Origin of the sequence: Curtobacterium sp. BRB10 (genome assembly GCF_031844325.1) — a bacterium.
Classification (GTDB): domain Bacteria; phylum Actinomycetota; class Actinomycetes; order Actinomycetales; family Microbacteriaceae; genus Curtobacterium; species Curtobacterium poinsettiae_A.
Window position 1 is genome coordinate 596289 of sequence record NZ_JAUZVA010000002.1, and the last position, 25841, is coordinate 622129.

23 protein-coding genes are annotated in these 25841 nt (G+C 71.2%); 17 read left to right on the top strand and 6 right to left on the bottom strand.

What is annotated here, in order from left to right; genetic code table 11:
* Positions 1-61: 61 nt before the first annotated feature.
* Positions 62-445 carry a hypothetical protein gene (locus tag Q9R26_RS06730; protein WP_182065282.1) on the bottom strand — a complete coding sequence of 128 codons (384 nt, stop codon included), beginning with the start codon at positions 443-445 and terminating at the stop codon, positions 62-64.
* 105 nt (positions 446-550) lie between these two features.
* Between Q9R26_RS06730 and Q9R26_RS06735 the strand changes: the two genes are divergently transcribed.
* A complete protein-coding gene (locus Q9R26_RS06735) occupies positions 551-1615 on the top strand; it encodes an amidase domain-containing protein (RefSeq protein ID WP_311226853.1) in 1065 nt (354 codons plus the stop codon).
* Positions 1616-1714: 99 nt separating this feature from the next.
* On the opposite strand, the gene Q9R26_RS06740 is transcribed toward Q9R26_RS06735, so the two are convergent.
* From Q9R26_RS06740 to Q9R26_RS06755, 4 genes are all read right to left on the bottom strand, one after another.
* Complete coding sequence (locus Q9R26_RS06740; RefSeq protein WP_311226854.1) at positions 1715-2935, bottom strand: hypothetical protein; 1221 nt, start codon at positions 2933-2935, stop codon at positions 1715-1717.
* Positions 2936-3085: 150 nt separating this feature from the next.
* Positions 3086-4972, bottom strand: coding sequence for a glycoside hydrolase family 2 TIM barrel-domain containing protein (locus tag Q9R26_RS06745; RefSeq protein WP_311226855.1), 1887 nt, complete (start codon positions 4970-4972; stop codon positions 3086-3088).
* An 89-nt stretch (positions 4973-5061) separates the two neighbouring features.
* Positions 5062-5517 carry a MaoC/PaaZ C-terminal domain-containing protein gene (locus Q9R26_RS06750; protein ID WP_182065278.1) on the bottom strand — a complete coding sequence of 152 codons (456 nt, stop codon included), beginning with the start codon at positions 5515-5517 and terminating at the stop codon, positions 5062-5064.
* A gap of 20 nt (positions 5518-5537) precedes the next feature.
* Positions 5538-7010, bottom strand: a complete 1473-nt coding sequence (locus Q9R26_RS06755; RefSeq protein ID WP_311226856.1) for a CHAD domain-containing protein — start codon at positions 7008-7010, stop codon at positions 5538-5540.
* Positions 7011-7138: 128 nt separating this feature from the next.
* Between Q9R26_RS06755 and Q9R26_RS06760 the strand changes: the two genes are divergently transcribed.
* A complete protein-coding gene (locus Q9R26_RS06760) occupies positions 7139-8476 on the top strand; it encodes a phosphotransferase (protein WP_311226857.1) in 1338 nt (445 codons plus the stop codon).
* 75 nt (positions 8477-8551) lie between these two features.
* Here the strand turns inward: Q9R26_RS06760 and Q9R26_RS06765 are convergent, their stop codons facing one another.
* Positions 8552-8908 (bottom strand): DUF1844 domain-containing protein, encoded by a 357-nt coding sequence (locus tag Q9R26_RS06765; protein WP_182065275.1) that lies wholly within the window; start codon positions 8906-8908, stop codon positions 8552-8554.
* A 285-nt stretch (positions 8909-9193) separates the two neighbouring features.
* Between Q9R26_RS06765 and infC the strand changes: the two genes are divergently transcribed.
* The 15 genes from infC (at position 9194) to tyrS (ending at position 25448) form a co-directional block, all read left to right on the top strand.
* Positions 9194-9868, top strand: a complete 675-nt coding sequence (gene infC, locus Q9R26_RS06770; RefSeq protein ID WP_311226858.1) for a translation initiation factor IF-3 — start codon at positions 9194-9196, stop codon at positions 9866-9868.
* Between the two features lie 60 nt (positions 9869-9928).
* Entirely contained in the window at positions 9929-10123 is a 195-nt protein-coding gene (gene rpmI, locus Q9R26_RS06775; protein WP_056120818.1) for a 50S ribosomal protein L35, read from the top strand.
* Positions 10124-10150: 27 nt separating this feature from the next.
* Positions 10151-10534 (top strand): 50S ribosomal protein L20, encoded by a 384-nt coding sequence (rplT, locus tag Q9R26_RS06780; RefSeq protein ID WP_017887975.1) that lies wholly within the window; start codon positions 10151-10153, stop codon positions 10532-10534.
* A 65-nt stretch (positions 10535-10599) separates the two neighbouring features.
* Positions 10600-11451, top strand: coding sequence for an RNA methyltransferase (locus Q9R26_RS06785; RefSeq protein WP_311226859.1), 852 nt, complete (start codon positions 10600-10602; stop codon positions 11449-11451).
* Between the two features lie 92 nt (positions 11452-11543).
* Positions 11544-12584: a phenylalanine--tRNA ligase subunit alpha gene (pheS, locus tag Q9R26_RS06790; RefSeq protein ID WP_262139146.1), complete on the top strand. Its 1041-nt coding sequence runs from the start codon at positions 11544-11546 to the stop codon at positions 12582-12584.
* A complete protein-coding gene (gene pheT / locus Q9R26_RS06795; RefSeq protein WP_311226860.1) occupies positions 12584-15076 on the top strand; it encodes a phenylalanine--tRNA ligase subunit beta in 2493 nt (830 codons plus the stop codon). The genes pheS and pheT overlap by 1 nt, the downstream gene beginning before the upstream one ends.
* Before the next feature lie 77 nt (positions 15077-15153).
* Positions 15154-16251 (top strand): N-acetyl-gamma-glutamyl-phosphate reductase, encoded by a 1098-nt coding sequence (locus tag Q9R26_RS06800; RefSeq protein ID WP_182065270.1) that lies wholly within the window; start codon positions 15154-15156, stop codon positions 16249-16251.
* Positions 16248-17447 (top strand): bifunctional glutamate N-acetyltransferase/amino-acid acetyltransferase ArgJ, encoded by a 1200-nt coding sequence (argJ, locus tag Q9R26_RS06805; RefSeq protein ID WP_262139143.1) that lies wholly within the window; start codon positions 16248-16250, stop codon positions 17445-17447. Before Q9R26_RS06800 ends, argJ begins: the two co-directional genes overlap by 4 nt.
* Positions 17447-18499, top strand: a complete 1053-nt coding sequence (gene argB / locus Q9R26_RS06810) for an acetylglutamate kinase (protein ID WP_182065268.1) — start codon at positions 17447-17449, stop codon at positions 18497-18499. The genes argJ and argB overlap by 1 nt, the downstream gene beginning before the upstream one ends.
* Positions 18496-19719 carry an acetylornithine transaminase gene (locus Q9R26_RS06815; protein ID WP_311226861.1) on the top strand — a complete coding sequence of 408 codons (1224 nt, stop codon included), beginning with the start codon at positions 18496-18498 and terminating at the stop codon, positions 19717-19719. Before argB ends, Q9R26_RS06815 begins: the two co-directional genes overlap by 4 nt.
* Positions 19716-20639: an ornithine carbamoyltransferase gene (argF, locus tag Q9R26_RS06820; protein ID WP_182065266.1), complete on the top strand. Its 924-nt coding sequence runs from the start codon at positions 19716-19718 to the stop codon at positions 20637-20639. The genes Q9R26_RS06815 and argF overlap by 4 nt, the downstream gene beginning before the upstream one ends.
* A gap of 18 nt (positions 20640-20657) precedes the next feature.
* A complete protein-coding gene (locus Q9R26_RS06825; protein ID WP_311226862.1) occupies positions 20658-21854 on the top strand; it encodes an argininosuccinate synthase in 1197 nt (398 codons plus the stop codon).
* An 85-nt stretch (positions 21855-21939) separates the two neighbouring features.
* On the top strand, positions 21940-23376 hold the full coding sequence (gene argH, locus Q9R26_RS06830) for an argininosuccinate lyase (RefSeq protein ID WP_311226863.1): 1437 nt from the start codon (positions 21940-21942) through the stop codon (positions 23374-23376).
* Positions 23373-24071 carry a DNA-3-methyladenine glycosylase gene (locus Q9R26_RS06835; RefSeq protein ID WP_311226864.1) on the top strand — a complete coding sequence of 233 codons (699 nt, stop codon included), beginning with the start codon at positions 23373-23375 and terminating at the stop codon, positions 24069-24071. The genes argH and Q9R26_RS06835 overlap by 4 nt, the downstream gene beginning before the upstream one ends.
* A 63-nt stretch (positions 24072-24134) precedes the next feature.
* Positions 24135-25448, top strand: a complete 1314-nt coding sequence (gene tyrS / locus Q9R26_RS06840) for a tyrosine--tRNA ligase (RefSeq protein ID WP_311226865.1) — start codon at positions 24135-24137, stop codon at positions 25446-25448.
* The last annotated feature ends 393 nt before the right edge of the window (positions 25449-25841 follow it).

Sequence of the window (25841 nt, forward strand, 5' to 3'; positions counted from 1 at the left end):
GCTGGCACCGGGCCTCCCGTCCGTCTTGGGGTCGCGTCGGCCCGTCCCCGAGGTCGACGTGTCAGCCGGCGATGCTCTCCGTCAGCACGCCGGACTGCGCGAAGGTGGTGTGGATCGCGTTCGCGGCCTGCTCGAAGGCACGGTTGCCGCGCGAGATGCCGAGCGCGCCGCCCTTGATCGCGGACTTGCCCGAGCCGCGCAGCAGTCGGGCGACGGTCCGGCCGTCCGGAGCGATCATGATCTGCACGTCCAGCCGGGTGTGGAACGTGCGGTCGTTCGCCATCCCACCGATGAGCAGCGTCAGGCCGAGGCTGCCGCGGGTCGCGCGGAGTGCACCCTGCTCGGCGTCGTCGACGGTGTAGCCCTCGCGGGCCAGGGCCTCGCGCACCTGTGCACGGGCGGTCTCGGGGTCGGTGGCGACGAAGAAGTCGTGGCTCTCGGGCATGTGTGTTCCTTCCGAACGGGTCCGCTGGGACACGGAGGACGCTCGCCCCCGAACACGATCATGCCGTGTCGGAACGACGGAGGTGTCGCTTACGCTGGTCGTGTCATGACTGCCTCGATGAACCGCCGCGCACTCCTGTCCCTCGCCGGCGTCGCCGGGATCGGGCTCGCCGTCGCGGCGTGCTCCTCCGGCAGCGACAAGGGCGGCGACTCGGGCAACGGTGGGGGCGGCGGGCGCGGGAACTCCGGTGGTGGGGACGCAGCGTCCACCCCGACGGCGAAGCCCGTCGCGAAGGCCGTCACTCCGGCTCAGGTCCCACTCGCCGGCGGCGTCACGATCACCGTGACGGGGACCGGACTCGCCGCCGTCAAGGGCGTCACCGTCGGCGGTGTCGCTGCGCGCGACGTCACAGCGACCGCGTCGAAGGTGACCTTCACGGCCCCGCACCAGGCGATGTACACGGCCGGTGACGCCGACGTCGAACTCTTCACCGAGTCGATCGAGCCGAGCCCCTCGGTCAACCGGTCCTCCGACGGCAACGGCAGCGCCGCGAACGACGGGCAGAGCGGCGCCACCCAGGACACCGCGACCACCACGCCGACGCCGACCGCCGCAGCGACGCCCGCTGCGGGCAGCGCGGTCGCCTCGACCACCCTCGCCTACGCGGCACTGACCGACGTCGACCGGCAGCTCGCCTACGCGATGCGGTACTGGAAGGACTACAACCTCGCCGAGTACGGCACGATGAACCCCATCGGTGGCGACTGCGCGAACTACGTCAGCCAGACGCTCATCGCCCGCGGGTGGGAGCAGCGGTCCGACTGGTACAACCGTGCGGCCGGTGCCGAGCACAGTGCGACGTGGACCTACTGCCCGACGATGGACCCGTGGCTCGAGACCAACGCGGCGGAGTTCGGGCTCACCCGGCGGTCGTCCGACGAGCGCGACAAGGTCAGAGTCGGCGACATCGTGTTCTTCGACTGGAACGCCAACGGGTCACCGGACCACACCACCATCGTGTCCGAGGTCTTCACCGAGCCCGACGGCACCATCCGCATCAAGTCGGCGAGCCACAACCAGGACGGCCCCTACCGCGACCTCGACGAGATGATCACGGTGCAGCACCCCGGCGGCTCGGCCTGGTTCCACACCTTCGACGCGGAGCGCTGACGGGGCCCGCAAGACACCGGTGTTCGCGCGTCGCACCGCGGTCTGCGCGTGTTCAACCGGTGAACACCGGTGTCTTGCACAGCCGACTGACCGCACCGCTCACGGGTAGCCGAGGAACCACAGCAGCACGATCGCGACCGGCTGCAGGCACACCCCGACGACCAGCCACGTCACCGCCCGCCGCCGGGTCCCCACGAAGACGTCCGAGCCGAGCAACGGCGCCATCGGCATGAGCAACCGCGGCAACGACTGCTGCGGCAGGAACACCGCCACCAGGTACAGCCCGTAGGAGGCCGTGAACGCGAGCACGTCGGTGCCCAGGGCCCTGGTGCTCCTGCGCGCGAAGAACCACACGGCGCCGGCGAGCACCACCACGACGAGCACGATGCCGAGCGGCCCGAGCCACGTCGACGCCATCGTGAACCACGGCGTCAGCGGCGCGAAGTGCTGGCGGCCGACGAACCCCACCCACCACGACAGCTCGCTGTCCAGGTACGCGTTCGGCCGCCCCGTCACGGCCGTCGCGATGACGGGCCACGCCAGCCCCGCAGCAGCGACGACCAGGCCCGACACCACGATCGCGAACCGGTCGCGCCACGGGAACGCGTCCCGCTGCCGGCACCACGCCACCCACCGCAGGACCAGGTGCACGGCCAACGCCAGCGCCAGCGCGAGGACCCCGGGCTTCGTGAACGCCGCCACGACACCGAGCGGCGCGATCAGCCAGTACCGACGCCGGACCAGGGCGAGCAGGGCGCCGAACAGCAGCACGAGCAGCAGGCTCTCCGCGTAGGCGACCTGCAGCAGGAACCCCGTCGGTGCGAACGCGAACAGTCCGGTCGCCCAGCGGGCCCGGTGCGAGCACCCGACGGCGAGCACCAGCCGGTACAGCAGCACGCAGGCGCCCGCTCCGGCCATCGACGCCACCACGACCCCGGCGACCCAGAACGACGCTCCGGTCAGCGTCATCACGACCCGCACCACGGCGGGGAACACCGGCAGGAACGCCCACGCGTTCGGCAGGACGTGCCCGGAGTCATCGGTCGGCAGTGTCGCCGGGTACCCGTGCTCGGCGATGATCCGGTAGAACGAGGCGTCCCACGAGCCCGAGAACGTGAAGAACGAGGGATCGTGCCGGTACGAGGCGAACGGCCAGCCGTTCGCGGTCGCCAGCAGGTACACGGTCGCCAGCAGCACGGTGCTGACCACCCGCGAGCCCGCCCAGATCAGCAGCGGTGCGGTCCAGGCGCTGCGCCGTCCGGTCAGCAGGCTGCGGAACCCCCGCCTGGAGGCCCGGCTCGCTTCCGCCACGTTCGTCACCCGCCCGATCCTCCCAGACCGCGGGCCGCACCCCGCATCGCGAGTCGCCACCCGCCCGGCGCGAGGCGACCCGAGTGGACCGGGAGCAGCAGTGGTCTGGTCCGTCTGCCGGACCCGACCACTGCTGCTCACGAAGTGCGAGCCTCCCGGCTAGTGCCCCGTGACCGCGCGACGGATCTGCTCGATCGGCACCTTCGGGGACCGGTCCGCGTTGAGCAGGCCGTTCGTCTCCTGCATGGTGTCGGTGAGCTGCGTGTAGCAGGACCCGGCGAGGAACGAGCTCGCACGGATCGCGTCGTACAGCGCGGTGATCCGGGCCACCCAGTCGTCGCCGTCACTGGCCGACGTGTAGCCCCAGCCGTCCTCGCGCTGGACGCCCGGCTGGTAGTTCACACCCCCGAACTCGGTGAGCATGACCGGCTGGCCGAGGTCTTCGGCACCGCCGACGAGGATGCGGCGATCCGCCGGACCGATGCCACCGAGGAGCCGGGTCCGTGCGGTCTCGTCCGCGTAGGTGGCCGCGAGCCGGGGTCCGTCGCCCTCGTAGTCGTGGATCGTGACGATGTCGGAGTTCGTGTGCTCCCACCCGTCGTTGGAGATCACCGGACGCGTCGGGTCCAACGCCCGCGTGACGTCAGCGAGGGCCCGGGCGTAGGCCTGCTGCGCCGGGTCGGTGGCGATGTGCTGCACGCCCCAGCTCTCGTTGGCGGGCACCCAGGTGACGATCGACGGGTGCGAGGCGTCACGCTCGACGGCGTCCATCCACTCGCGCACCAGACGCTGCACGGCGCGGGGGGAGAACGCGTACGCGCCGGGGGCCTCACCCCACACCATGAGTCCGAGTCGGTCGGCCCAGTACAGGAACCGCGGGTCCTCGATCTTCTGGTGGTTGCGGGCCGCGTTGAAGCCGAGCTCCTTGATGAGTTCGACCTCGCGGCGGAGTGCTGGACGGGACGGGGCAGCGATGTGCGACTCGGGCCAGTAGCCCTGGTTGAGGACACTGCGGACGTCGTGGCGTCGGCCGTTGAGCAGGAACGCGCCGCCGTCGACCCCGACCGTCCGGATCCCGAAGTAGCTGGCGACGGCGTCGAGCGCGCCCGTGCTCGCCGTCGTCCCGGAGCCGGAGCCGGAGCGCGGCAGCAGCGTGACCGTGGCGTCGATCAGCCGGGGCGTGTCCGGCGTCCAGTGCAGCTCGTCCTCGGCCTGCCCGTTCGTCTGCCGTGCGATCGGCACGACCACGTCGAACTCGTCGCCGGTCTCGCCGACCGTGGTCTCGATCGTGGCGAGGTGCTCGTCGCGGTCGTCCCATCGGGCCTCGACGCGCAGGCGCTCACCGCCCGTACGGTGTCCGTCGAGCCGGACCGTCAGCCGCATGGTCGCGTGGTCGACGTTCGTCCAGCGCAGGGACGCGATCGAGGCGGTCGGCACGGCCTCGAGCCAGACCGTCTGCCAGATCCCGGTGGTCCGGCGGTACCAGATCGCGTGCGGGTCCTCGTGCCAGTCCTGCTTGCCGCGCGGTTGGGTCAGGTCGTGCGGGTCGTCCTCGGCGCGGACCACCAGGGTGTGCACGGCGTCGGGGTCGGTGGCCAGCGCCTCGGTGACGTCGAAGGAGAACGGGGTGTGGCCGCCCTCGTGTCCGCCGATGAACTGCCCGTCGATCCAGACGCGCGCGCGGTGGTCGACGGCGCCGAAGTGCAGGACGAGCCGGGGCGCGCCGGTGCCGAACCCGGCGGCGTCGAGCTCCGAGCGGGTGATCGCGCGGGAGTACCAGACCACGGGCTGGAAGCCGGGTTCGTCGATGCCCGAGGCCGGGGACTCGGGCGGGAACGGGACCACGATGTCCCGGGCGTCGGTGAAGCCGGTGCGCCAGGCGTCGTCGTCGCCGTCGTTCCGGAACGACCACGTGCCGTCGAGGTCGGCCCAGGCGGTGCGGAGCATCTGCGGCCGGGGGTACGTGCCGTCCTGTCGCGAGGCGAGGGGGAGGCCGGGGGCGGAAGCGGAGTCAGGTGCGGCCACGATGCCGTCGAGCGTGCTCATGCGTCCATGCTCCCGTGCTGGTACATCGTTGTAAAGAGGGCGCCGGGATTGCGCGGAGCAGGTTCCGCTGGCGCTCGTCGAGCGGTCGATCAACCGATCGCGGCGTCGCGGGTCAGGACCATGACGTCCATCCGTCCCTGCTGGACGACCGTGCCGTGCTGGTTCCGCAGGGCCACCGCTCGTTCGACGATCCCGGTCGTGCCCGAACTCGTCAGCCGGGTGCCGAGGACCTCGACGGTGCAGGTCACGGTGTCCCCGATGAACACCGGCTCGGTGAAGCGCCACTGATCGATCCCGAGCAGTGCCACCGCGGACCCCTCGAACACGCCCGTGCGTGCGATGAGCCCGAGGCACAGCGAAGTGCCGAGCAGCCCGTGCACGATCCGCTGCCCGTACCGGGTCCTCCCCGCGAACTCGACGTCCGTGTGCACCTGGTTGTTGTCGTTCGTCCACGAGGCGAACGACACCACGTCCGCCTCGGTGATGGTGCGCCCCGGCGTGGTGAAGGTCTGCCCGGCAGCGAGGTCCTCGAAGTAGTGCGGCACGGCCCGATTCTCGCACCCGGTCAGAGCCGCGCGAGCAGCTTCCGCGATCGGTGCAGCCCCTGCGTGCTGGCCGCTTGCTCGGTCGTCGCCAGGACGCCGTACCCGAACGTGTCCTCACCGTGCTGCGCCGCCACGGCTGCCAGCCGTCGGTACGCATCGGCCGCGTGCGCGGCGTCGAGCGTCTCGCCCAGGGTCTCCTGCACCCGTCGCAGTCGACCGAGCCGGCGTTTCCCGACGTCGGGAAGATCACCGGCCGCCTGCAGGGCGTAGCGCAACCGGCGCGCGGCCTTCCGGACCTCGTGCAGGGTGTCGAGGTCATCGCCGGTGTCACCGAGCAGCCGACCGACGCGTGCCCGCTCGTGCCGGATGCGCCGGGTGACGAACGTCACCCCGTCGTCGTCCGCGTGCGGGCCTGCCGGCGCCCGCAGCAGCAGGTCGTCGAGGGCGTCGAGTGTCCGGAACCAGGCGTCGGAACGCAGCGCTCGCCGCAGCTCGGCCGCAGCGACGCCGCGGCGTTCCGCGGTCTCCGAACCGATGCGGTCGAGGGTCTCCGCGTCCACGTACCCGTCGGGGGCACGTGCCGCCGACCGGGACAGGCCGGCGTGCAGCACCTCGGCGTCGCGAGCGGTTCCGGCGACCCGCCCGGTCTCGGCCAGGGCGGCACGGAGTTGCTCCGTCGCCTGGCGGTCGAGCGCGCCGCGGAACGCCGCGAGCACACTCCGCAGGCGTCGCAGCACCTTCCGCAGGTCGTGCACGGCCTCGGGTTCGTCGGTTCGTACCCGGGGGTCCGCCGCCACGAGGTCACGCCGCAGGGCATCGAGCACCCGCAGGACGAACCCCGCGGCGGTGTCCGGCCGGGGGCGCTTCGCTCGGCCGCGTCGGCGCTCCGGGGCGGGCTCCGGGCCCCGGGGGAGCGGAGCCGACGCGACGTCCACCGGATCGGTCGCAGCGTCGTGCAACGCTCGTCCGGCCGCTCGTGCCGTGGCACCGTCGTGTCCGTCGTCAGTCAGGGCCCACCACCGCGACGACCGCAGCACGGTGGTGTCCGGGTCGCCGTCGTCCACGCGCACGTCGGCGACCTCGGCCCGCACCCGGCCGTCCCTGCCGCGGAGGGTCACGAGCGTCGTGGTGGTGTCACGGACCAGGACCACCCGCAGCGGACGACCACGCAGGAAGACCTCAACGGCGTCCCGTGGGGGACCGTCGGAGGCGCCGTCGAGCGGTTCCGGGCCGACCCCGTCGGCACCCCGGTCGATCGTCCAGGTGCCGTCCGACAAGCGTGTGAGCACGACGCCCTCGGCGGCGAGCACCCGGTCGTCGGAGTCCCACACCGTCTCGCGCACCGTCACCGCTTCATGGCGGCGCACGTCGGCGGCGAACGGCTCGAGTGCGGGGAGCCTGCGGTCGTCGAGGACCCGCCAGGTCCGGCGGGGGTCGGGGAGCGCACGTGCAGCGTCAGCGGCGGGGGGAGGAACGGCAGCGGATCGGGGCATGCCGCAAGTGTCGTCCGATGCACCCGTGTCAGACCGGGGGCAGCGGGGTTCTGTGGACGGAGCGCTCCCCGTCCCGTCCTGTGGGGGACTCGGCACCTCGCCAGGGCACGGCGCGTAGGTTCCGCTGCATGAGCGACGGAGCACCCAGCGCCCCCGACACCCGCGCAGACACCAGCGCAGTCACGAGCGCAGACACCAGCGCAGTCACGAGCGCCCCCGACACCAGCACGCCGAGCGACCGCGACCTCGAGTCCTGGATCGCCGACCGCCGCTGGTACGCCTCGAAGGGCTCCGTGCCACACCTCCGGACGATCTCCACCGACGACGGGACGCGGCTGGTGCTCGACGAGGCCCCCGCGGTCCCCGTCCTCTACCAGTCACCGATCACCAGCGACCGCGACGGCGCGATCGTCGACGCCACCACCGACCTCGCGTGGGTGTCGGCACTCGCCGCACGCATCGACGCGGCACCGGACAGCCTCAGCCCGATCGGCCGGGTCACCGCGGCCCGTGTCCTGACGGGCGAGCAGTCCAACACGTCGGTCATCTGCGACACCGAGTCCGGCGACCGCGTCATCATCAAGGTCTTCCGCGTGCTGCACCACGGCGACAACCCCGACGTGACCACGCAGCTCGCCCTCACGGCGGCGGGCAGCACGCGGGTGCCGCGGGTCTACGGTGCGCTCCGCGCCGACTGGCCCGACGTCGGACGCCCGGACGGCACGGCGACCGGACACCTCGCCTTCGCCCAGGAGTTCCTGCCCGGGCTCGACGACGCCTGGCGCGTCGCCCTGCAGGAGGCGCAGGTCGGCGCCCCGTTCGGTGACCGCGCCGAGCAGCTCGGCACCGCGCTCGCCGACGTGCACCGCACCCTGGCCGGAGCGCTGCCGACGGAACCGGCAGACGCCCCCCGACGGGACGCCGCCGTCGCGACGATGCACGCCCGGCTCGACACCGCCGCCCGCGAGGCCCCGGCCGTCGCCGACCACGCCGACGCCGTCCGTGCGGTCTACGACCGTGCCGCCGATGCCGCGTGGCCGGACCTGCAGCGCATCCACGGTGACCTGCACCTCGGACAGGTCCTGTCGGCACCGGACCCCCGCGGGTGGGTCTTCCTGGACTTCGAGGGCGAACCGCTCCGCCCCCTCGACGAACGCTCGCTGCCGGACGTCACCCTGCGCGACGTCGCGGGCATGCTCCGCTCGTTCGACTACGTCGCGGGTGCGCTGGCGCACGACGCCGAACCGGTCGACGCGGCCGCCTGGGCGGCCGAGGCGCGAGCCCGTTTCCTCGAGGGCTACCAGCAGGGCGCCGGCGCGGACCTCGCCGCCCACAGCGCACTGCTCGACGCCTTCGAGCTCGACAAGGCGGTCTACGAGGTCGTCTACGAGACCCGCAACCGACCCGACTGGGTCGGCATCCCGCTCGCGGCCGTCGCGCGCCTGGTCGGCGACAGCGGGTCCTGAGCGCGACCCACGGACGGACGGGAGGCCCGTGGCGACACCGCCACGGGCCTCCCGTCCGCCATCTGGTGACGTCGTCTAGTTGACGGGACCCGTGTACTTCTCGCCCGGTCCGGCACCGATCGGGTCCGGGATCGCCGACGCCTCGCGGAAGGCGAGCTGCAGCGACCGCAGCCCGTCGCGGAGCGGGCGGGCGTGGTGGTCGCCGATCTCGGTCGCGGCGGCCGTGACCAGTCCGGCCAGCGCGGTGATGAGCTTCCGCGCCTCGTCCAGGTCGGTCTGCTCCTGTGGGTCGTCGGCCAGGCCGACCTTCACGGCCGCGGCACTGAGCAGGTGCACCGCAACGGTGTTGATGAGTTCGACCGCCGGCACCTCCGCGATGTCCCTGGCGGCGTCGATGCCGATGCTGTCCTCGTCGGTCGGGGTGTCGCTCACGGTGCTCCTCTGCTAGGCTTGCCCGCGGCAGATGCTGTCCGTGTGCCCTCAGGTATTCCTGAGAGTGTCCGGACGGTGTCACGAAAGAGGAGTCTCTCCCACCCGCGGCCGCGTTCCACCAGGCTACCGGGTCACCACCGCTCCGCGAGTGCACGAGTTGTGCTCGTCGGTCGGGTCCGACGGACCCGATGCAGGGCGGCTGCCGAACGGGTCGACATCCCGTGCGTCAGATCTCCTCTCTCGTGCTGTCGTCCAGGGCAAACGCCCCGGACGGCCACCACCTGATTGAAGGAGCTCCGCATCACCGATCCCCGTACCAACGACCGAATCCGCGTTCCCGAAGTCCGACTCGTCGGTCCGCAGGGTGAGCAGGTCGGCGTTGTCCCGATCGCCATGGCACTGCGTCTCGCGCAGGAAGCCGAACTGGATCTGGTCGAGGTCGCGCCGAACTCGAAGCCGCCCGTGGCCAAGATCATGGACTACGGCAAGTTCAAGTACGAAGCCGCTCAGAAGGCCAAGGAAGCCCGTCGCAACCAGGTGAACACGGACCTGAAAGAGGTCCGTTTCCGCCTGAAGATCGACGTGCACGACTACGAGACGAAGCGCAAGCGCGCCGAGGGGTTCCTCCTCGGTGGCGACAAGGTGAAGGCGATGATCCTCTTCCGTGGTCGCGAGCAGTCGCGTCCGGAGCAGGGTGTCCGACTCCTCCAGAAGTTCGCGGAAGAGATCGCCGAGTTCGGTGTCGTCGAGTCCCGTCCGACCCAGGACGGCCGCAACATGACGATGATCATCGCTCCGCTCAAGAACAAGTCCGACGTCAAGGGCGAGCAGAACGCCAAGCGTGCTGCGCAGAAGGCCGAGCGTCGTGCCACCGAGCACGCCGCGAAGGGCAAGGACGACGCCGAGGCCGGTTCCACGTCCGAGGCAGCCGCGAAGTCCACGGACGCCGCGGCCGAATAGGTCCCCGGACCGACCCCGCAACGACGCGGCCCCCCATCCATCCCACGGAAAGGCACCACCATGCCCAAGCAGAAGACCCACTCCGGGTCGAAGAAGCGCTTCAAGGTCACCGGTACCGGCAAGATCATGAAGCAGCAGGCCGGTATGCGTCACAACCTCGAGGTCAAGAGCGCCAAGCGCAAGGCCCGCCTGAACGAGGACCAGGTCCTCTCCAAGGCTGACGCGAAGAACGTCAAGAAGCTCCTCGGCCACTGAGCCCCCGGATCGTAAAGGAATAGTGCAATGGCACGAGTAAAGAGAGCGGTCAACGCCGCCAAGAAGCGCCGCGTCATCCTCGAGCGCGCCGAGGGCTACCGCGGCCAGCGTTCGCGCCTGTACCGCAAGGCCAAGGAGCAGGTCACCCACTCCCTCGTCTACGCGTACCGCGACCGTCACGCGAAGAAGGGCGAGTTCCGTCGCCTGTGGATCCAGCGCATCAACGCTGCGTCCCGTGCGAACGGCCTGACCTACAACCGCCTCATCCAGGGTCTCAACCTGGCCGGCGTCGAGGTCGACCGTCGCATCCTCGCCGACCTCGCGGTGAACAACCCCGAGACCTTCACCGCGCTCGTCGAGACCGCGAAGAAGGCCCTCCCGGCCGACACCTCGGCCCCGAAGGCTGCGTAGTCAGTTCTTCTGCTCGCGAAACCCCCGCCGCACGGCGGGGGTTTCGTCGTTCCTAGACTTGGGTCGTGAGCGATCTCCTCGAGAACCCCCGTGCCGGACGCGTGAAGGCCGTGGCGGCCCTGGCCAAGAAGGACGTCCGGGCCGAGACCGGCCTGTTCCTGCTGGAAGGGACCCAAGCGGTCCGCGAAGCGCTGGAGTACGCCCCGGAGCTCCTGCGTGAGCTGTACGTGACCCCGACCGCCGCTGCCCGCTACGGGCTCGACGACGCGCCGGTGGACACCTGGTTCGTGACCGAGCAGGTGCTCGACGCGATGGCCGACACGGTCACGCCGCAGGGCGTGGTCGCGGTGTGCCAGCAGTTCCCGACGTCGGTGAAGGACGTCTTCCCGGACCGCGCTGCGGCTGCCGCCGACCGGGAGGCCCGTGATGCGTCCGACGAGCAGGCCGCGTTGCCCGGACTGGTCGCCATCCTCGAAGAAGTGCGGGACCCGGGGAACGCCGGCACGATCATCCGGGCCGCCGACGCGGCCGGTGCCGACGCGGTGGTGCTGACCGGACGCTCGGTCGACCCGTACAACCCGAAGGTGGTCCGGTCGACGACCGGGTCGCTGTTCCACGTGCCGGTGTCCGTCGGCGTGACCCTGGCCGACACGATCGAGCGGGCGAGGGCCCTCGGGTACACGGTGCTCGCGGCGGACGTCTCCGGCGACGACCTGCCGGTGGTCCGTGCCGAGGGGATGCTCGACGGACCGACCGCGTGGGTCTTCGGCAACGAGGCCCGCGGGCTGACCGCCGAGGACCTCGCCCTCGTCGACCGGGCCGTCAAGGTGCCGATCTACGGACAGGCGGAGTCGATGAACCTCGCCACCGCCGCGTCGGTCTGCCTGTACGAGTCGGCCTTCGCGCTCCGGAACTGACGCTCCTCCACGGACCGGTCGTCGGCGTCGGCCATCCACCGTCCGCTCGGTGCAGGTGGGTGGTATCCCGACGGCCGGTAGGCTTGGGTCTCGTGTCAGAACCTCTCGAGATCAGTGAATCGGCCGTCGCCGACGCGGTGGACGCGGCCCTCGCCGCCGTCCGTGCCACGACGACGGTCGCCGAACTGAAGCAGGCCAGGGCCGAGCACACCGGTGAGCAGTCACCGTTGGCGCGGATGAACGCATCGATGCGCAGTGTGCCGCCGGAGCAGAAGGCCGCGGCGGGCAAGCTCGTCGGGCAGGCCCGTGGGCGGGTGAACGCGGCGATCGCCGAGCAGGAATCCGTGCTCGCGGTGGCCGAGGAGCGCGCACGGCTCGAAGCCGAGCGCGTCGACGTCACCGCGTTGCCGGTCCACCGCGCCGTCGGCTCCCGCCACCCGCTCTCGCTGCTGAACGAAGCCGTCGCCGACATCTTCGTCGGCATGGGGTGGGAAGTGGCGGAAGGCCCCGAGCTCGAGCACGAGTGGTTCAACTTCGACGCGCTCAACTTCGACCAGGACCACCCGGCCCGGGCCATGGCGGACACGATCTTCGTCGAGCCCGTCGACCGGCACCTGGTCATGCGCACCCACACCTCCCCGGTGCAGGTGCGGTCGCTGCTGTCGCGTGACCTCCCGCTGTACGTCATCGCGCCGGGCCGCGTCTACCGTGCCGACGAGCTCGATGCCACGCACCTGCCGGTCTTCACCCAGGTCGAGGGCATCGCGATCGACAAGGGCCTGACGATGGCGCACCTGCGCGGCACGCTCGAGCACTTCGCCCGGCAGATGTTCGGCGCCGAGGCACAGATCCGGCTCCGCCCGAACTACTTCCCGTTCACCGAGCCCAGCGCCGAGATGGACGTCTGGCAGCCGAACGCCAAGGGCGGCGCGCGGTGGGTCGAGTGGGGTGGCTGCGGCATGGTGAACCCCAACGTCCTGCGTGCCGCCGGGATCGACCCGGACGAGTACCAGGGCTTCGCGTTCGGCATGGGCATCGAGCGGACACTGCAGTTCCGCAACGGCCTGAACGACATGCGTGACTTCCTCGAGGGCGACATCCGCTTCTCGCAGCAGTTCGGAACGGTGGTCTGATGCGCGTCCCACTCCGTTGGCTCGGTGAGTCCGTCGACCTCCCCGAGGACGTCACCCTCGAGCACGTCCACGCGGCGCTCGTGTCGGTCGGCTTCGAGGAAGAGGACGTCCACACCTTCGACCTGACCGGTCCCATCGTGGTCGGCCGGGTCCTGGAGCGCGTCCCCGAGCCGCAGAAGAACGGCAAGACCATCAACTGGTGCCAGGTGGACGTCGGTGAAGCCGAGCCGCGCGGCATCGTCTGCGGCGCGCACAACTTCGACGTCGGCGACCTCGTCGTCGTCACGCTGCCCGGCGCAGTCCTGCCCGGGCCGTTCCCGATCGCCGCCCGCAAGACCTACGGACACGTGTCAGACGGCATGATCGCCTCGGCCCGCGAGCTCGGGCTCGGTGACGAGCACGACGGCATCCTGCGGTTCGCCGACCTCGGCATGGACCCCACCGTCGGCGCCGACGCCATCGCGCTCCTCGGCCTCGACGACGCCGCGGTCGAGATCAACGTCACACCGGACCGCGGCTACGTGCTCAGCATGCGCGGGGTCGCCCGTGAGTACGCGCACGCCACCGGAGCCAGCTTCCACGACCCCGTCGACCGCGTCGCGCCGCGTGCGGCCGAGGGCTTCCGGGTCACGATCGACGACCAGGCCCCGATCCGGGGTCGCGTCGGAGCGTCGACGTTCGTCACGCGCGTCGTGCGCGGGATCGATCCGGCCGCGAAGACACCGGCCTGGATGGTTTCGCGCCTCTCGCTTGCCGGGGTGCGCTCCATCTCCCTGCCCGTCGACATCACGAACTACGTCATGTTCGAGCTCGGCCAGCCGCTCCACGGCTACGACCTGCAGACCGTCGCGGGCGGCCTCGGCGTGCGCCGGGCGATCACTGGCGAGACGCTCGAGACCCTCGACGGCACGGTCCGGAAGCTCGACCCGGAAGACCTCGTGATCACCGACGACGACGGCCCGATCGGCCTCGCCGGCGTCATGGGCGGAGCCCGCACCGAGATCTCGGCGAGCACGACCGACGTCCTGATCGAGGCCGCCGGGTTCGACCAGGTCTCCATCGCCCGCACCGCTCGTCGCCACAAGCTCCCCAGCGAGGCATCCCGTCGCTTCGAGCGTGGAGTCGACCCGCAGGTGGCCGAGGCCGCGGCGAACCGTGCCGTCGAGCTCCTCGTCGAGCTCGCCGGCGGCACCGCCGACGCCCTCGGGTCCACGCTCGTCGACACCGAGCCGCGGGCGACCGTGACGATGCGGCTCTCGCGTCCCGCCGACCTCGTCGGCGTCGACTACACCGACGCCGAGGTCATCGACACGCTCCGTGCGATCGGTGCCACGGTCGAGGCCGACGACGAGCAGCTCTCGGTCACCCCGCCCACCTGGCGTCCCGACCTGACCGACGACACCACCCTCGTCGAAGAGGTCGCGCGCATCGTCGGCTACGACCGGATCCCGAGCGTGCTGCCGGTCGCTCCGCCCGGTCGGGGCCTGACCCGGCACCAGCAGGCTCGTCGTCGGGTCGCCGCGGCGCTGGCCGCCGCGGGCCTGACCGAGGTCGTCACGGCACCGTTCGTGTCGGTGGCCACGCAGGACGCTTACCCGGGGATCGACCCGCAGGGCGGACCGAGCGTCGTGCTCGCCAACGCCCTGGACAGCGAGCAGAACCTCCTGCGCCGGAGCGGCGTCCCGGCCCTGGTCGACGCAGCCCGTCGCAACGTGTCGCGCGGGCTCGTCGACGTCGCGCTCTACGAGACGTCCCGGGTGTTCCTGCCGGTGACGGGCGTGACGCTCGGCACCGATGAGGTCCCGGCGGGTGCCGCCCGGCCCGATCGTGCGGCGCTCGAGGCGCTGGACGCCTCGCTGCCCGCCCAGCCCTTCCACGTCGCCGCACTGCTGACCGGCCACCGGGTCGTCAAGCAGCCCGGCACCACGGCGGAACCGTTCGGCATCGCCGACGCGATCGATGCGGCCCGCCAGGTCGCCTGGGCCGTCGGTGTCGAACTCACCGTCGCGCAGACGACCCACCCGTCCCTGCACCCGGGCCGTGCCGCGTCGCTGCTCGTCGACGGCACGGTCGTGGGCCTCGCCGGAGAGCTCCTGCCCGAACTGGCCGAGGCCGCCGTCCTGCCCCGCGTGGTGGCGGTCGTCGAGCTCGACCTCGACGCGCTGGTCGCCGCGGCCCCGGAACTCGTCGCGGTCGCGCCGATCGTCTCGTACCCGGCAGCCACGCAGGACCTCTCGCTCGTCGTCGACGCCGGTGTGCCGGCCGGTGACGTGCTGGATGCGGTGCGCTCTGGCGCCGGAGACCTGTTGGAGTATGCTCGGCTCGTGGATGACTACCGGGGCTCCGGCGTGGACGAGGGACAGAAGTCCCTGACGTTCGCCCTGCGCTTCCGTGCCACGGACCGCACGCTGACCGCTGCCGAGGCCACCGAGGCCCGTGACGGCGCTGTCCGACGTGCCGGCGAGCGATTCGGGGCGACCCTGCGCGACTGACCCACACGGGATCAGCACCGCCCGGGGTCGCCGCCTCCGACTCTCTCGACGACCAGTCCGACCAAAGGTGGAATCCCATGTCCGTATCCGTCGCCGTGGCGGGAGCCTCCGGCTACGCGGGTGGTGAGCTCCTGCGCGTGCTCTCCGCCCATCCCGAGTTCGAGGTCAGGACGGTGACGGCGTTCTCGAACGCCGGGCAGCCCCTGATCGCGACCCAGCCGCACCTCCGTTCGCTGTCGCACCTGACCCTGGCGGAGACGACGGCCGAGACGCTGCGCGGGCACGACGTGGTGTTCCTGGCGCTGCCGCACGGCCAGTCGGGTGCGATCACCGCGGAACTCGGCGATGATGCGCTCGTCGTCGACTGCGGCGCAGACCACCGTCTGACGGACCCGGCGGCGTGGGAGCGGTTCTACGGCGGCGACTACTTCGGTGCGTGGTCCTACGGGCTGCCCGAGCTCCTGCTCGCGGCGCCCACCCCGGGTTCGGCCGATGAATGGCGCGAGGTCGACGACATCGCGTCGCAGGGCAAGCAGCGTTCCGCCCTGGTCGGCACGAAGCGCATCGCGGTCCCCGGCTGCAACGTCACCGCGGTGACGCTCGGCATCCAGCCGGGCGTCCAGGCCGGTCTCGTCGAGTCCGACGACCTCGTCGCCGTGCTCAGCGTCGGTCCGAGTGGCGCCGGCAAGAAGCTCAGCACCACCTACCTGGCCTCCGAGATCATGGGGTCCGCCAGCGCCTACGCCGTCGGTGGCTCGCACCGGCACGTCCCCGAGATCCAGCAGAACCTGCAGGTCGCGGGGGCCGCCGACGTGACGATCTCGTTCACGCCGGTCCTGGTCCCGATGTCGCGGGGGATCCTGGCGACCACCACCGCGAAGCTCTCGCCCGGCGTCAGCGCACGCGACGTCCGGCTCGCGTGGGAACAGGCGTACGCCGACGAACCCTTCGTGCACCTGCTGCCCGAAGGCGAGTTCCCCCGGGTCGCGGACACCATCGGTGCGAACACCGCGCTCGTCGGCATCGCCGTCGACGAGGCCGCCGGCCGCGTCGTCGCGGTGACCGCGCTCGACAACCTCGCCAAGGGCACGGCCGGCGCCGCCGTCCAGTCGGCGAACATCGCCCTCGGTCTCCCCGAGACCACGGGCCTCAGCGTGGACGGAGTCGCACCGTGACCGACGCAGGCACGACCACCCAGACCGAGCCGGGCCTCCAGGGCGTCACCGCGGCAGCGGGCTTCCGCGCCGCCGGTGTCACCGCAGGCCTGAAGACGAGCGGCAAGCCGGACGTGGCCCTCGTCGTCAACGACGGGCCCGACGCAGCCGTGGCCGCCGTCTTCACCAGCAACCGAGCCCAGGCGCACCCCGTCATCTGGTCCCGCCAGGTCGTCGGGGACGGCGTCGCCCGTGCCGTCGTCCTGAACTCCGGCGGCGCGAACTGCTTCACCGGCCCGTTCGGCTTCCAGACCACGCACCTGACGGCCGAAGCCGTGGGCGATGCCCTCGGGATCGGAGCCGGCGACGTCGTCGTCTGCTCCACCGGGCTCATCGGTGTGGGCGACCAGACCTTCCGCGACAACGTGCTCCGCGGCGTGGAGCTGGCGAGTGCGGCACTCAGTGGCGACGGCGGTCCCGACGCGGCGACCGCGATCATGACGACGGACACGAAGGCCAAGCAGTCCGTCGTGACCGAGGACGGCTGGACCGTCGGCGGCATGGCCAAGGGCGCGGGGATGCTCGCCCCGGGTCTCGCAACGATGCTCGTCGTCATCACGACCGACGCCGTGCAGACTCCGGACCAGCTCGACCAGGCGCTCCGCGCCGCCACCCGCATCACGTTCGACCGGGTCGACTCCGACGGCTGCATGTCGACGAACGACACGGTCGTCCTGCTGTCGTCGGGTGCGAGCGGCGTGACGCCCGAGGTCGGTGACTTCCAGGAGGCCCTGACCGCGGTGTGTGCCGACCTGGCCCGCCAGCTGCAGCAGGACGCCGAGGGCGCGAGCCACGACATCGCGATCGAGGTCGTGCACGCCGCGACCGAGGACGACGCCGTGACCGTCGGTCGGAGCGTCGCCCGGAACAACCTGTTCAAGGCGGCCGTCTTCGGCAACGACCCGAACTGGGGCCGGGTGCTCGCAGCGATCGGCACCACCGACGCCGAGTTCGACCCGTACGCGGTGGACGTCAGCATGAACGGCATCCGGGTCTGCCACGCGGGCGCACCCGACGAGCCGAGCGACTCCGTCGACCTGACCCCGCGTGACACCCACGTGCGCATCGACCTCGGTGTCGGCGCGCACTCGGCCACGATCCTGACCAACGACCTCACGCACGACTACGTGCACGAGAACAGCGCGTACTCCAGCTGATGGCGAACGACACCGAAGGGGCCGGGACGCCCCTCACGAAGGAAGAAGAACACGAGTTCGCCGCGGTCAAGGCCGCGACGCTCATCGAGTCGCTGCCCTGGCTGAAGCGCTTCTCGGGCAAGGTCGTCGTGGTCAAGTTCGGCGGCAACGCCATGGTGAACGAGGACCTGAAGCGCGCCTTCGCCGAGGACATGGTCTACCTGCGCTACGCCGGCCTGCACCCCGTCGTCGTGCACGGCGGCGGCCCGCAGATCTCCGCCGCCCTCAAGGAACAGGGCATCGAGTCCGAGTTCCGCGGCGGCTACCGTGTCACGACGACCGAGGCGATCACCGTCGTCCGCGACGTCCTGGCGGGGGAGGTCAACCGCGAGATCGTCGACTTGATGAACGAACACGGCGAGGGTCTGGCCGTCGGCGTGTTCGGCGACGGCGGCTCGCTGTTCACCGGCGAGAAGAAGGGCGTCGTCGTCGACGGCCAGGAGTACGACCTCGGCCACGTCGGGGACATCACCCACGTCGACCCGTCGGGTGTGCTCGCCGCGATCGAGGCCGGCCGGATCCCGGTCGTCTCGAGCATCGCGATCGACGACGCGCACCCCGACCAGGCCCTCAACGTGAACGCGGACGCGGCGGCCGGAGCCCTGGCGATCGCGCTCCGGGCCTCGAAGCTCATGATGCTCACCGACGTGCCCGGTCTGTACCGCAACTGGCCCGACCGTGACTCGATCGTCGACCTCATCGCGGTCGACGAGCTCCGTGCACTCCTGCCGAGTCTCGAGTCGGGGATGATCCCCAAGATGACCGCGTGCCTCGACGCCGTGGTCGGCGGGGTCGGCGGTGCGACCATCATCGACGGCCGGATCCCGCACTCGATCCTGCTCGAGGTCTTCACCCTGCGGGGTGCGGGAACCGAGGTGATCCCGGACCCGAGCCGACGAACCGAGAACCAGATGACCCACGCCGAGATCGGCCGTCGCGTGGCGTCGCCGTCGATCGACAGCAGTACCGGCCAGCACGTGGCGGGTACGGACGAGAAGGGACACCAGCAGTGAGCACCGAGACGCAGACCGAGACCTGGAACGACCGGTTCGGGGCGTCGCTCATGCGATCCCTGACCCCGCCGAAGATCATGCTCGAGCGTGGCCAGGGCTGCCGCGTCTGGGACGTCGACGGCAACGAGTACCTCGACTTCCTCGCAGGCATCGCGGTGAACTCGCTCGGTCACGCGCACCCCGCGCTCGTCGAGGCGATCGCCGACCAGGCCGCGAAGCTCGTGCACGTGTCGAACTACTTCGCCACTCCGCCGCAGCTCGAACTCGCCGAGCGCCTCAAGCGCATCACCGGCGCGGGCGACGCGGGCCGTGTCTACTTCGGCAACTCCGGCGCCGAGGCGAACGAAGCCGCGTTCAAGCTGGCCCGCCTCAACAAGGGTGCGGATGGCACGAAGACCCGGATCATCGCGCTCAAGCAGGGCTTCCACGGCCGCACCATGGGTGCCCTCGCGCTCACCGGCAAGCCCGCGCTGCAGCAGGACTTCCTGCCGATGATCCCGGGCGTCGAGCACATCGACACCTCGATCGAGGCGCTCGAAGCGTCGATCGACGACTCCGTCGCCGCCCTGGTCCTCGAACCCATCAAGGGCGAGGCCGGCGTGGTCGACCTGCCCGAGGGCTTCCTGCTGGCGGCACGCCGACTGACCGCGGAGCACGGCGCACTGCTGATCCTCGACGAGATCCAGACGGGTGTCGGCCGGACCGGCAACTGGTTCGCGTTCCAGGGCCACGGTGTGACGCCGGACGCCATCACCGTCGCCAAGGGGATCGCCGGCGGCTTCCCCATCGGCGCCCTCGTCACGTTCGGCTGGGCGTCCGACCTGTTCTCGGCCGGGCAGCACGGTTCGACCTTCGGCGGCAACCCGCTCGGCACCCGCGTCGCGAACGCGGTGCTCGAGGAGATCGAGCGCGCCGACCTGGTCGCCGGCGCAGTGGTCAAGGGCGAGCGGATCCGAGACGGCATCCGCGCCATCGGTTCCCCGCTGGTGGAAGAGGTCCGAGGCACCGGCCTGCTCATCGGCGTCGGTCTGACCGGTCCGATCGGCCCGGCCGTCAACGCCGCCGCCCTCGAGCGTGGCCTCATCATCAACGCCCCCAACGAGTCGAGCCTGCGCATCGCACCGCCGCTCATCGTGTCCGACGCCGAGATCGACGAGTTCCTGTCGATCCTCGCCCAGAGCCTCGCGGCCGTCGCCGCAGCGCAGGAGCCCACCGCATGACCCGCCACTTCCTCCGTGACGACGACCTGAGCCAGGCCGAGCAGTCCGCGATCCTCGACATCGCCGACCGCATGAAGGCCGACCGCTGGGCGGAGCAGCCGCTGGCCGGTCCGCAGAGCGTCGCCGTGATCTTCGACAAGTCGTCGACCCGCACCCGGGTGTCCTTCCACGTCGGCATCTCCGACCTCGGCGGTAGCCCACTGATCATCTCGACGGCGAACAGCCAGCTCGGCGGCAAGGAGACCCCGTCGGACACCGCCCGCGTGCTCGAGCGCATGGTGTCGGCGATCGTGTGGCGCACCTACGGTCAGGCCGGGCTCGAGGAGATGGCCGCCGGCACGACGGTCCCCGTCGTCAACGCGCTGTCCGACGACTTCCACCCCTGCCAGCTCCTCGCCGACCTGCTCACCATCCGTGAGCACCGCGGTGCCCTCGCCGGGCAGACCGTGGCGTTCATCGGCGACGGTGCGAGCAACATGGCGCAGTCGTACCTGCTCGCCGGGGCGACCGCGGGCATGCACATCCGTGTCGCAGCCCCCGCCGAGTTCTCCCCGTCGGCGCAGGTCGTCACCGACGCCGAGGAACGCGCCGCCGTCACGGGCGGCTCCGTCCTCGTGGTGACCGACCCGGTGGCCGCGGTGGCGGGCGCCGACGTGGTCGTCACCGACACCTGGGTGTCGATGGGCAAGGAGTCCGAGAAGCAGTCGCGTCTCGACACCTTCGCGGGGTACCGCGTCGACGACGCGCTCATGGCGCACGCCGCCGACGACGCAGTCTTCATGCACTGCCTGCCGGCCGACCGTGGGTTCGAGGTGACCGCCGACGTCATCGACGGCCCGCGCAGCATCATCTGGGACGAGGCGGAGAACCGTCTGCACGCCCAGAAGGCGCTGCTGGCCTGGCTGCTCGCCAACGACTAGCCGACGGATCGAACACCAGTGGCTGACCGCGTCGTCCTCGCGTACTCCGGCGGTCTCGACACCTCCGTCGGGATCGGCTGGCTGCGCGACGCCACCGGCAAGGACGTCGTCGCACTCGTTGTCGACGTCGGCCAGGGCGGAGAGGACCTCGGTGCGGTCCGGCAGCGTGCGCTCGACTGCGGCGCCGTCGAATCGCTCGTCGTCGACGCCAAGGACGAGTTCGCCGACGAGTACATCGTGCCGGCGCTCCGGGCCAACGCGCTCTACCAGAAGCGGTACCCGCTCGTCTCGGCGCTGAGCCGTCCGCTCATCGCGAAGCACCTCGCGCTGACGGCGAAGCAACTCGGTGCCGACAGCGTCGCGCACGGCTCCACCGGCAAGGGCAACGACCAGGTCCGCTTCGAAGCAGCGGTCGCGGCGATCGCACCGGACCTGCGAACCGTCGCCCCCGTTCGGGACCTCGCCCTGACCCGCGACCGCGCCCTCGCCTACGCCCAGGAGCACCGGCTGCCGATCCAGCACTCGGAGCGGGAGCCGTGGTCGGTCGACCAGAACGTGTGGGGGCGGGCCGTCGAGACCGGCCTCCTCGAGGACCCGTGGAACGCCCCCGACGCCGACCTCTACGCGACCACGCAGGACCCGGCGCTCCCGCAGCAGCCCGACGAGGTCACGATCACCTTCGACCGCGGTGTCCCGGTCGCCCTCGACGGGCAGCGGTTCAGCGTGCTGCGCATGGTGCAGGAGCTCAACGCGGTCGCCGGCAAGCACGGGGTGGGGCGGATCGACGTCGTCGAGGACCGGGTGGTCGGGATCAAGTCGCGCGAGGTCTACGAGGCGCCGGCCGCGATCGCGCTCATCGCTGCGCACGAGGAACTCGAGAGCCTCACCCTCGAGCGCGACGTCGCCCGGTTCAAACGCGGCGTCGAGTCCGAGTGGGCCGACCTGGTCTACGACGGACTGTGGTTCGGGGGACTCAAGCGCAGCCTCGACGCCTTCGTCGAGCACACTCAGCAGCACGTCTCCGGCGACGTCCGGTTGCGGCTGCAGGGTGGGCGTGCCACGGTGACGGGCCGTCGGTCGGAGCAGAGCCTCTACGACTTCGACCTGGCGACGTCGGACACCGGCGACGCGTTCGACCAGTCCGTGTCCAGGGGGTTCATCGAGCTCTGGTCACTGCCCAGCAAGATCTCCGCCCGCCGCGATGCGGCGAACTGACCGACAGCCGCACCGCACCGACCGACGGCCCGCGGCCCCAGCCGCCCGGCCCGCCCCCAGTACCGACGAAACGACGCAGGACGACATGACCGACGAGAAGACCGACGCCACCAACACCGGTGCCCTCTGGGGCGGCCGCTTCGCCGACGGCCCGAGTGCGGCCCTCGCCGCGCTCTCGAAGTCGACGCACTTCGACTGGCAGCTCGCGCCCTACGACATCGCGGGGTCCCGAGCCCACGCCCGAGCGCTCCACACCGCGGGCTACCTGACCGCCGACGAGCTCGAGCGCATGCTCGCCGGCCTCGACCGGCTCGAAGCGGCGCACGCTGACGGCACACTGCAGCCGGGCGACTCCGACGAGGACGTCCACGGCGCCCTCGAGCGCCTGCTCATCGCCGACCTCGGTCCCGAACTCGGCGGCAAGCTCCGCGCGGGTCGCAGCCGCAACGACCAGATCGCCACCCTCGGCCGTATGCACATGCTCGACCACGGGCGTCGCATCGGCCGGCTCGTGATCGACCTCGTCGACGCGATCACCCAGCAGGCGACCGAGCACCCGGGCGCGATCATGCCGGGGCGCACGCACCTGCAGCACGCGCAGCCCGTGCTCTTGGCCCACCACCTGCTCGCGCACGCCTGGCCGCTGGTCCGCGACCTCGAGCGCCTCCGCGACTGGGCCGGCCGCGCGAGCGTCAGCCCGTACGGTGCCGGTGCGCTGGCGGGCAGTTCGCTCGGCCTCGACCCCGCCGCGATCGCCGCGGAGCTGGGCTTCGACCGCCCGGCGGACAACTCGATCGACGCCACGGCCGCCCGTGACGTCGTTGCCGAGTTCGCGTTCGTCCTCGCGCAGATCGGCATCGACGTCTCGCGGCTGTCGGAAGAGGTCATCCTCTGGAACACGAAGGAGTTCCGTTTCGTCCGGCTCCACGACGCGTTCTCGACCGGCTCGAGCATCATGCCGCAGAAGAAGAACCCGGACATCGCGGAACTCGCCAGGGGCAAGTCGGGGCGTCTGATCGGCAACCTGACCGGGCTCCTCGCGACCCTCAAGGGGCTGCCCCTGGCCTACAACCGCGACCTGCAGGAGGACAAGGAGCCGGTCTTCGACTCCGTCGCCACGCTCGAGGTCCTGCTGCCCGCGTTCACCGGCATGATCGCGACCCTGACCTTCGACACCGACCGGATGGCCGAGCTCGCACCGCAGGGGTTCTCGCTCGCGACGGACGTCGCCGAGTGGCTGGTCCGCCAGGGCGTCCCGTTCCGGGACGCGCACGAGGTCTCCGGCGCGCTCGTCCGGTACTGCGAGGAGCGCGGCATCGAGCTCGACGAACCGACCGACGACGAGTACCGCGCGGTGTCCGAGCACCTCACGCCCGACGTCCGTTCCGTCCTGACCATCGAGGGCAGCGTCGCGTCGCGCTCCGGCGTCGGGGGCACCGCACCCGACCGCGTCGCCGAGCAGCTCGCGTCCGTCACCCGCCGCGTCCGCGACCTGGCCGAGGGCGCACCCTTCTCGCGATGACCGAGGGGATCGCCGCGCTGCTCGCCGAGCCCGCACCGATCGCCGCGCCGGCCCTGCTCGGTGCCACGATCGCCGGGCGCGGCGTGGCGCTCCGCATCACCGAGGTCGAGGCCTACTCCGGCCCCACCGATCCCGGATCACACGGTCACCGGGGGATGACGGAGCGCAACCGACACCTCTTCGGCCCGCCCGGCACGCTGTACGCCTACCGCTCGTACGGCATCCACACCTGTGTCAACGTCGTGAGCGGGCCGGCCGGTACCTCGTCGGGCTCCCTGCTGCGCGCTGCGCAGGTCGTCGAGGGACTGGACGTCGCGCGAGCGCGTCGCGGGTCGAAGGTCGCGGACGTCGCCTTGGCACGCGGGCCCGGCAACCTCGGTGGTGCGCTCGGAGCGGTCCTCGGGCAGGACGACGGCACGTCGCTCCTCGACGGGTCCGGCCCGTTCGTGCTCACCCTGACACCCGGCCTGGAGGCCCGGCTCGCCTCCGCCGGACCGGCCCGCGTGATCGACGAGCTCCTGTCCGAGACCCTGCCCGGTCCGCCCGCGGGCGCTGCGGTCCCGCGCATCTCCCGCGGCCCGCGCACCGGCGTCGGCGGCATCGCCGGCGGGGTGCGGTACCCCTGGCGCTTCTGGCTGACGGGTGACCCCACGGTCTCGACGTACCGACGACACAAGGGCGCCCTCGACTCGTGAACCCGGCCGCGGGCCTCCCGGCTGCCGCGCCTGCCGGACGTCCGTCGCCGCTACGATGGCGGGGTGTCCAGTGATACCGCTCAAGACGTCCTGACGCGCCAGCAGAACGACCCGGCCTTCGACTCGGTGTGGGACGAACTGCAGTGGCGCGGTCTGGTGCAGGTCTCGACCGACGAGACCGCGCTGCAAGAGGCCCTCGACGGTGAGCCGATCACGTACTACTGCGGCTTCGACCCGACGGCGCCGTCGCTGCACTGCGGCAACCTCCTGCAGCTCCTGACCATGCGGCGGCTGCAGCTCGCCGGGCACAAGCCGCTCGCGTTGGTGGGTGGGTCGACCGGTCTCATCGGCGATCCCCGGCCCACGGCCGAGCGCACGCTGAACACCCCGGAGACCGTGGCGGAGTGGGTGTCCCGGCTGCAGGCACAGGTGTCCCGGTTCCTCAGCCCGGCCGGCGACAACGGTGTCCGCCTGGTGAACAACCTCGACTGGACCGCCCCCTTGTCCGCGATCGACTTCCTTCGTGACGTCGGCAAGTACTTCCGCGTCAACTCGATGCTCAAGAAGGACGCGGTGGCCGCGCGGCTGAACTCCGATGCGGGGATCAGCTACACCGAGTTCAGCTACCAGATCCTGCAGGGGCTCGACTACCGCGAGCTCTGGCGCCAGTACGGGTGCACGCTGCAGACCGGCGGCTCGGACCAGTGGGGCAACCTGACCTCCGGCACCGAGCTCATCCGTCGCGCCGAAGGTGCGACGGTGCATGCCCTCGGTACCCCGCTCATCACGAACTCCGACGGCACGAAGTTCGGCAAGAGCGAGGGCAACGCGATCTGGCTCGATGCCGAGATGACCTCGCCGTACGCGCTCTACCAGTTCTGGCTCAACACGGCGGATGCCGACGTGATCGCCCGGCTGCGGCAGTTCACGTTCCTGACGCGTGCCGAGATCGAACGACTCGAGCAGGCCGTCGCCGACGAACCCTTCCGACGAGCGGCCCAGCGGACCCTGGCGTTCGAGGTCACCTCGATCGTGCACGGGGTGGCGGCGACCCAGGCGGCGATCGATGCCGCAGCCGCGTTGTTCGGCAACGGCGAGCTCGGCGCGCTCGACCCGGAGACCCTGCGGTCGGCGATCGCCGCGCTGCCGGGGTCGGTCACGCTCGACTCCGGAGCGGACGTCGCACGTGCACTCGTGGAGACCGAACTCGTGAAGTCCCTCGGCGAAGCCCGCCGCGCGATCGAACAGGGCGGTGTCTACGTGAACAACGTCCGGGCCGACGATCCGGCCGCCCCGCTGTCCGATCTCGCCCTGCCCGGGGGAGTGCTCGTGCTGCGCCGTGGCAAGAAGACCCTCGCCGGCGTGACACTCGCCTGATCCCGGTTGCTCGACCGCCTGTGGTGCCCGGTTCCCCTGTGGAACCGGGCATCGCTGCGTCCGGGCGACGTGTGTTGCACAACGCGACACGCCCGGGATGGGAGCTGGCTTGGCGCACCCGCTCAGGGCTGCGTATAGTTCTTACTCGTCACCCCAAAGGTGCGGCGGAGCGGCTGGAGCGAAAGCCCAGAGCACGTCGGCCCTCAAGCGGGACCATCCTCCACTGAAGTTCAGATCAGGCCTTGCGCCGGATCGCTTCGACGCCTAGGATGACAAGCCCACCGGTTCTCTCCCCTCGGGATGAGCCACTGGACCTTCGGGTCCGACGAACAACCGGTGGCAAGCCAAGAACACAAGCCTTGTGGCTGAAGCTCGAACTCGAGCCGAGGAGCA

Excerpts from the sequence above, each read along its gene's own strand:
- Q9R26_RS06730 (WP_182065282.1), bottom strand. The coding sequence starts at position 445 with ATGCCCGAGAGCCACGACTTCTTCGTCGCCACCGACCCCGAGACCGCC.
- Q9R26_RS06735 (WP_311226853.1), top strand. The coding sequence starts at position 551 with ATGACTGCCTCGATGAACCGCCGCGCACTCCTGTCCCTCGCCGGCGTC.
- Q9R26_RS06745 (WP_311226855.1), bottom strand. The coding sequence starts at position 4,972 with ATGAGCACGCTCGACGGCATCGTGGCCGCACCTGACTCCGCTTCCGCC.
- Q9R26_RS06755 (WP_311226856.1), bottom strand. The coding sequence starts at position 7,010 with ATGCCCCGATCCGCTGCCGTTCCTCCCCCCGCCGCTGACGCTGCACGT.
- Q9R26_RS06760 (WP_311226857.1), top strand. The coding sequence starts at position 7,139 with ATGAGCGACGGAGCACCCAGCGCCCCCGACACCCGCGCAGACACCAGC.
- rpmI (WP_056120818.1), top strand. The coding sequence starts at position 9,929 with ATGCCCAAGCAGAAGACCCACTCCGGGTCGAAGAAGCGCTTCAAGGTC.
- rplT (WP_017887975.1), top strand. The coding sequence starts at position 10,151 with ATGGCACGAGTAAAGAGAGCGGTCAACGCCGCCAAGAAGCGCCGCGTC.
- pheT (WP_311226860.1), top strand. The coding sequence starts at position 12,584 with ATGCGCGTCCCACTCCGTTGGCTCGGTGAGTCCGTCGACCTCCCCGAG.
- Q9R26_RS06800 (WP_182065270.1), top strand. The coding sequence starts at position 15,154 with ATGTCCGTATCCGTCGCCGTGGCGGGAGCCTCCGGCTACGCGGGTGGT.
- argB (WP_182065268.1), top strand. The coding sequence starts at position 17,447 with ATGGCGAACGACACCGAAGGGGCCGGGACGCCCCTCACGAAGGAAGAA.
- argF (WP_182065266.1), top strand. The coding sequence starts at position 19,716 with ATGACCCGCCACTTCCTCCGTGACGACGACCTGAGCCAGGCCGAGCAG.
- argH (WP_311226863.1), top strand. The coding sequence starts at position 21,940 with ATGACCGACGAGAAGACCGACGCCACCAACACCGGTGCCCTCTGGGGC.
- Q9R26_RS06835 (WP_311226864.1), top strand. The coding sequence starts at position 23,373 with ATGACCGAGGGGATCGCCGCGCTGCTCGCCGAGCCCGCACCGATCGCC.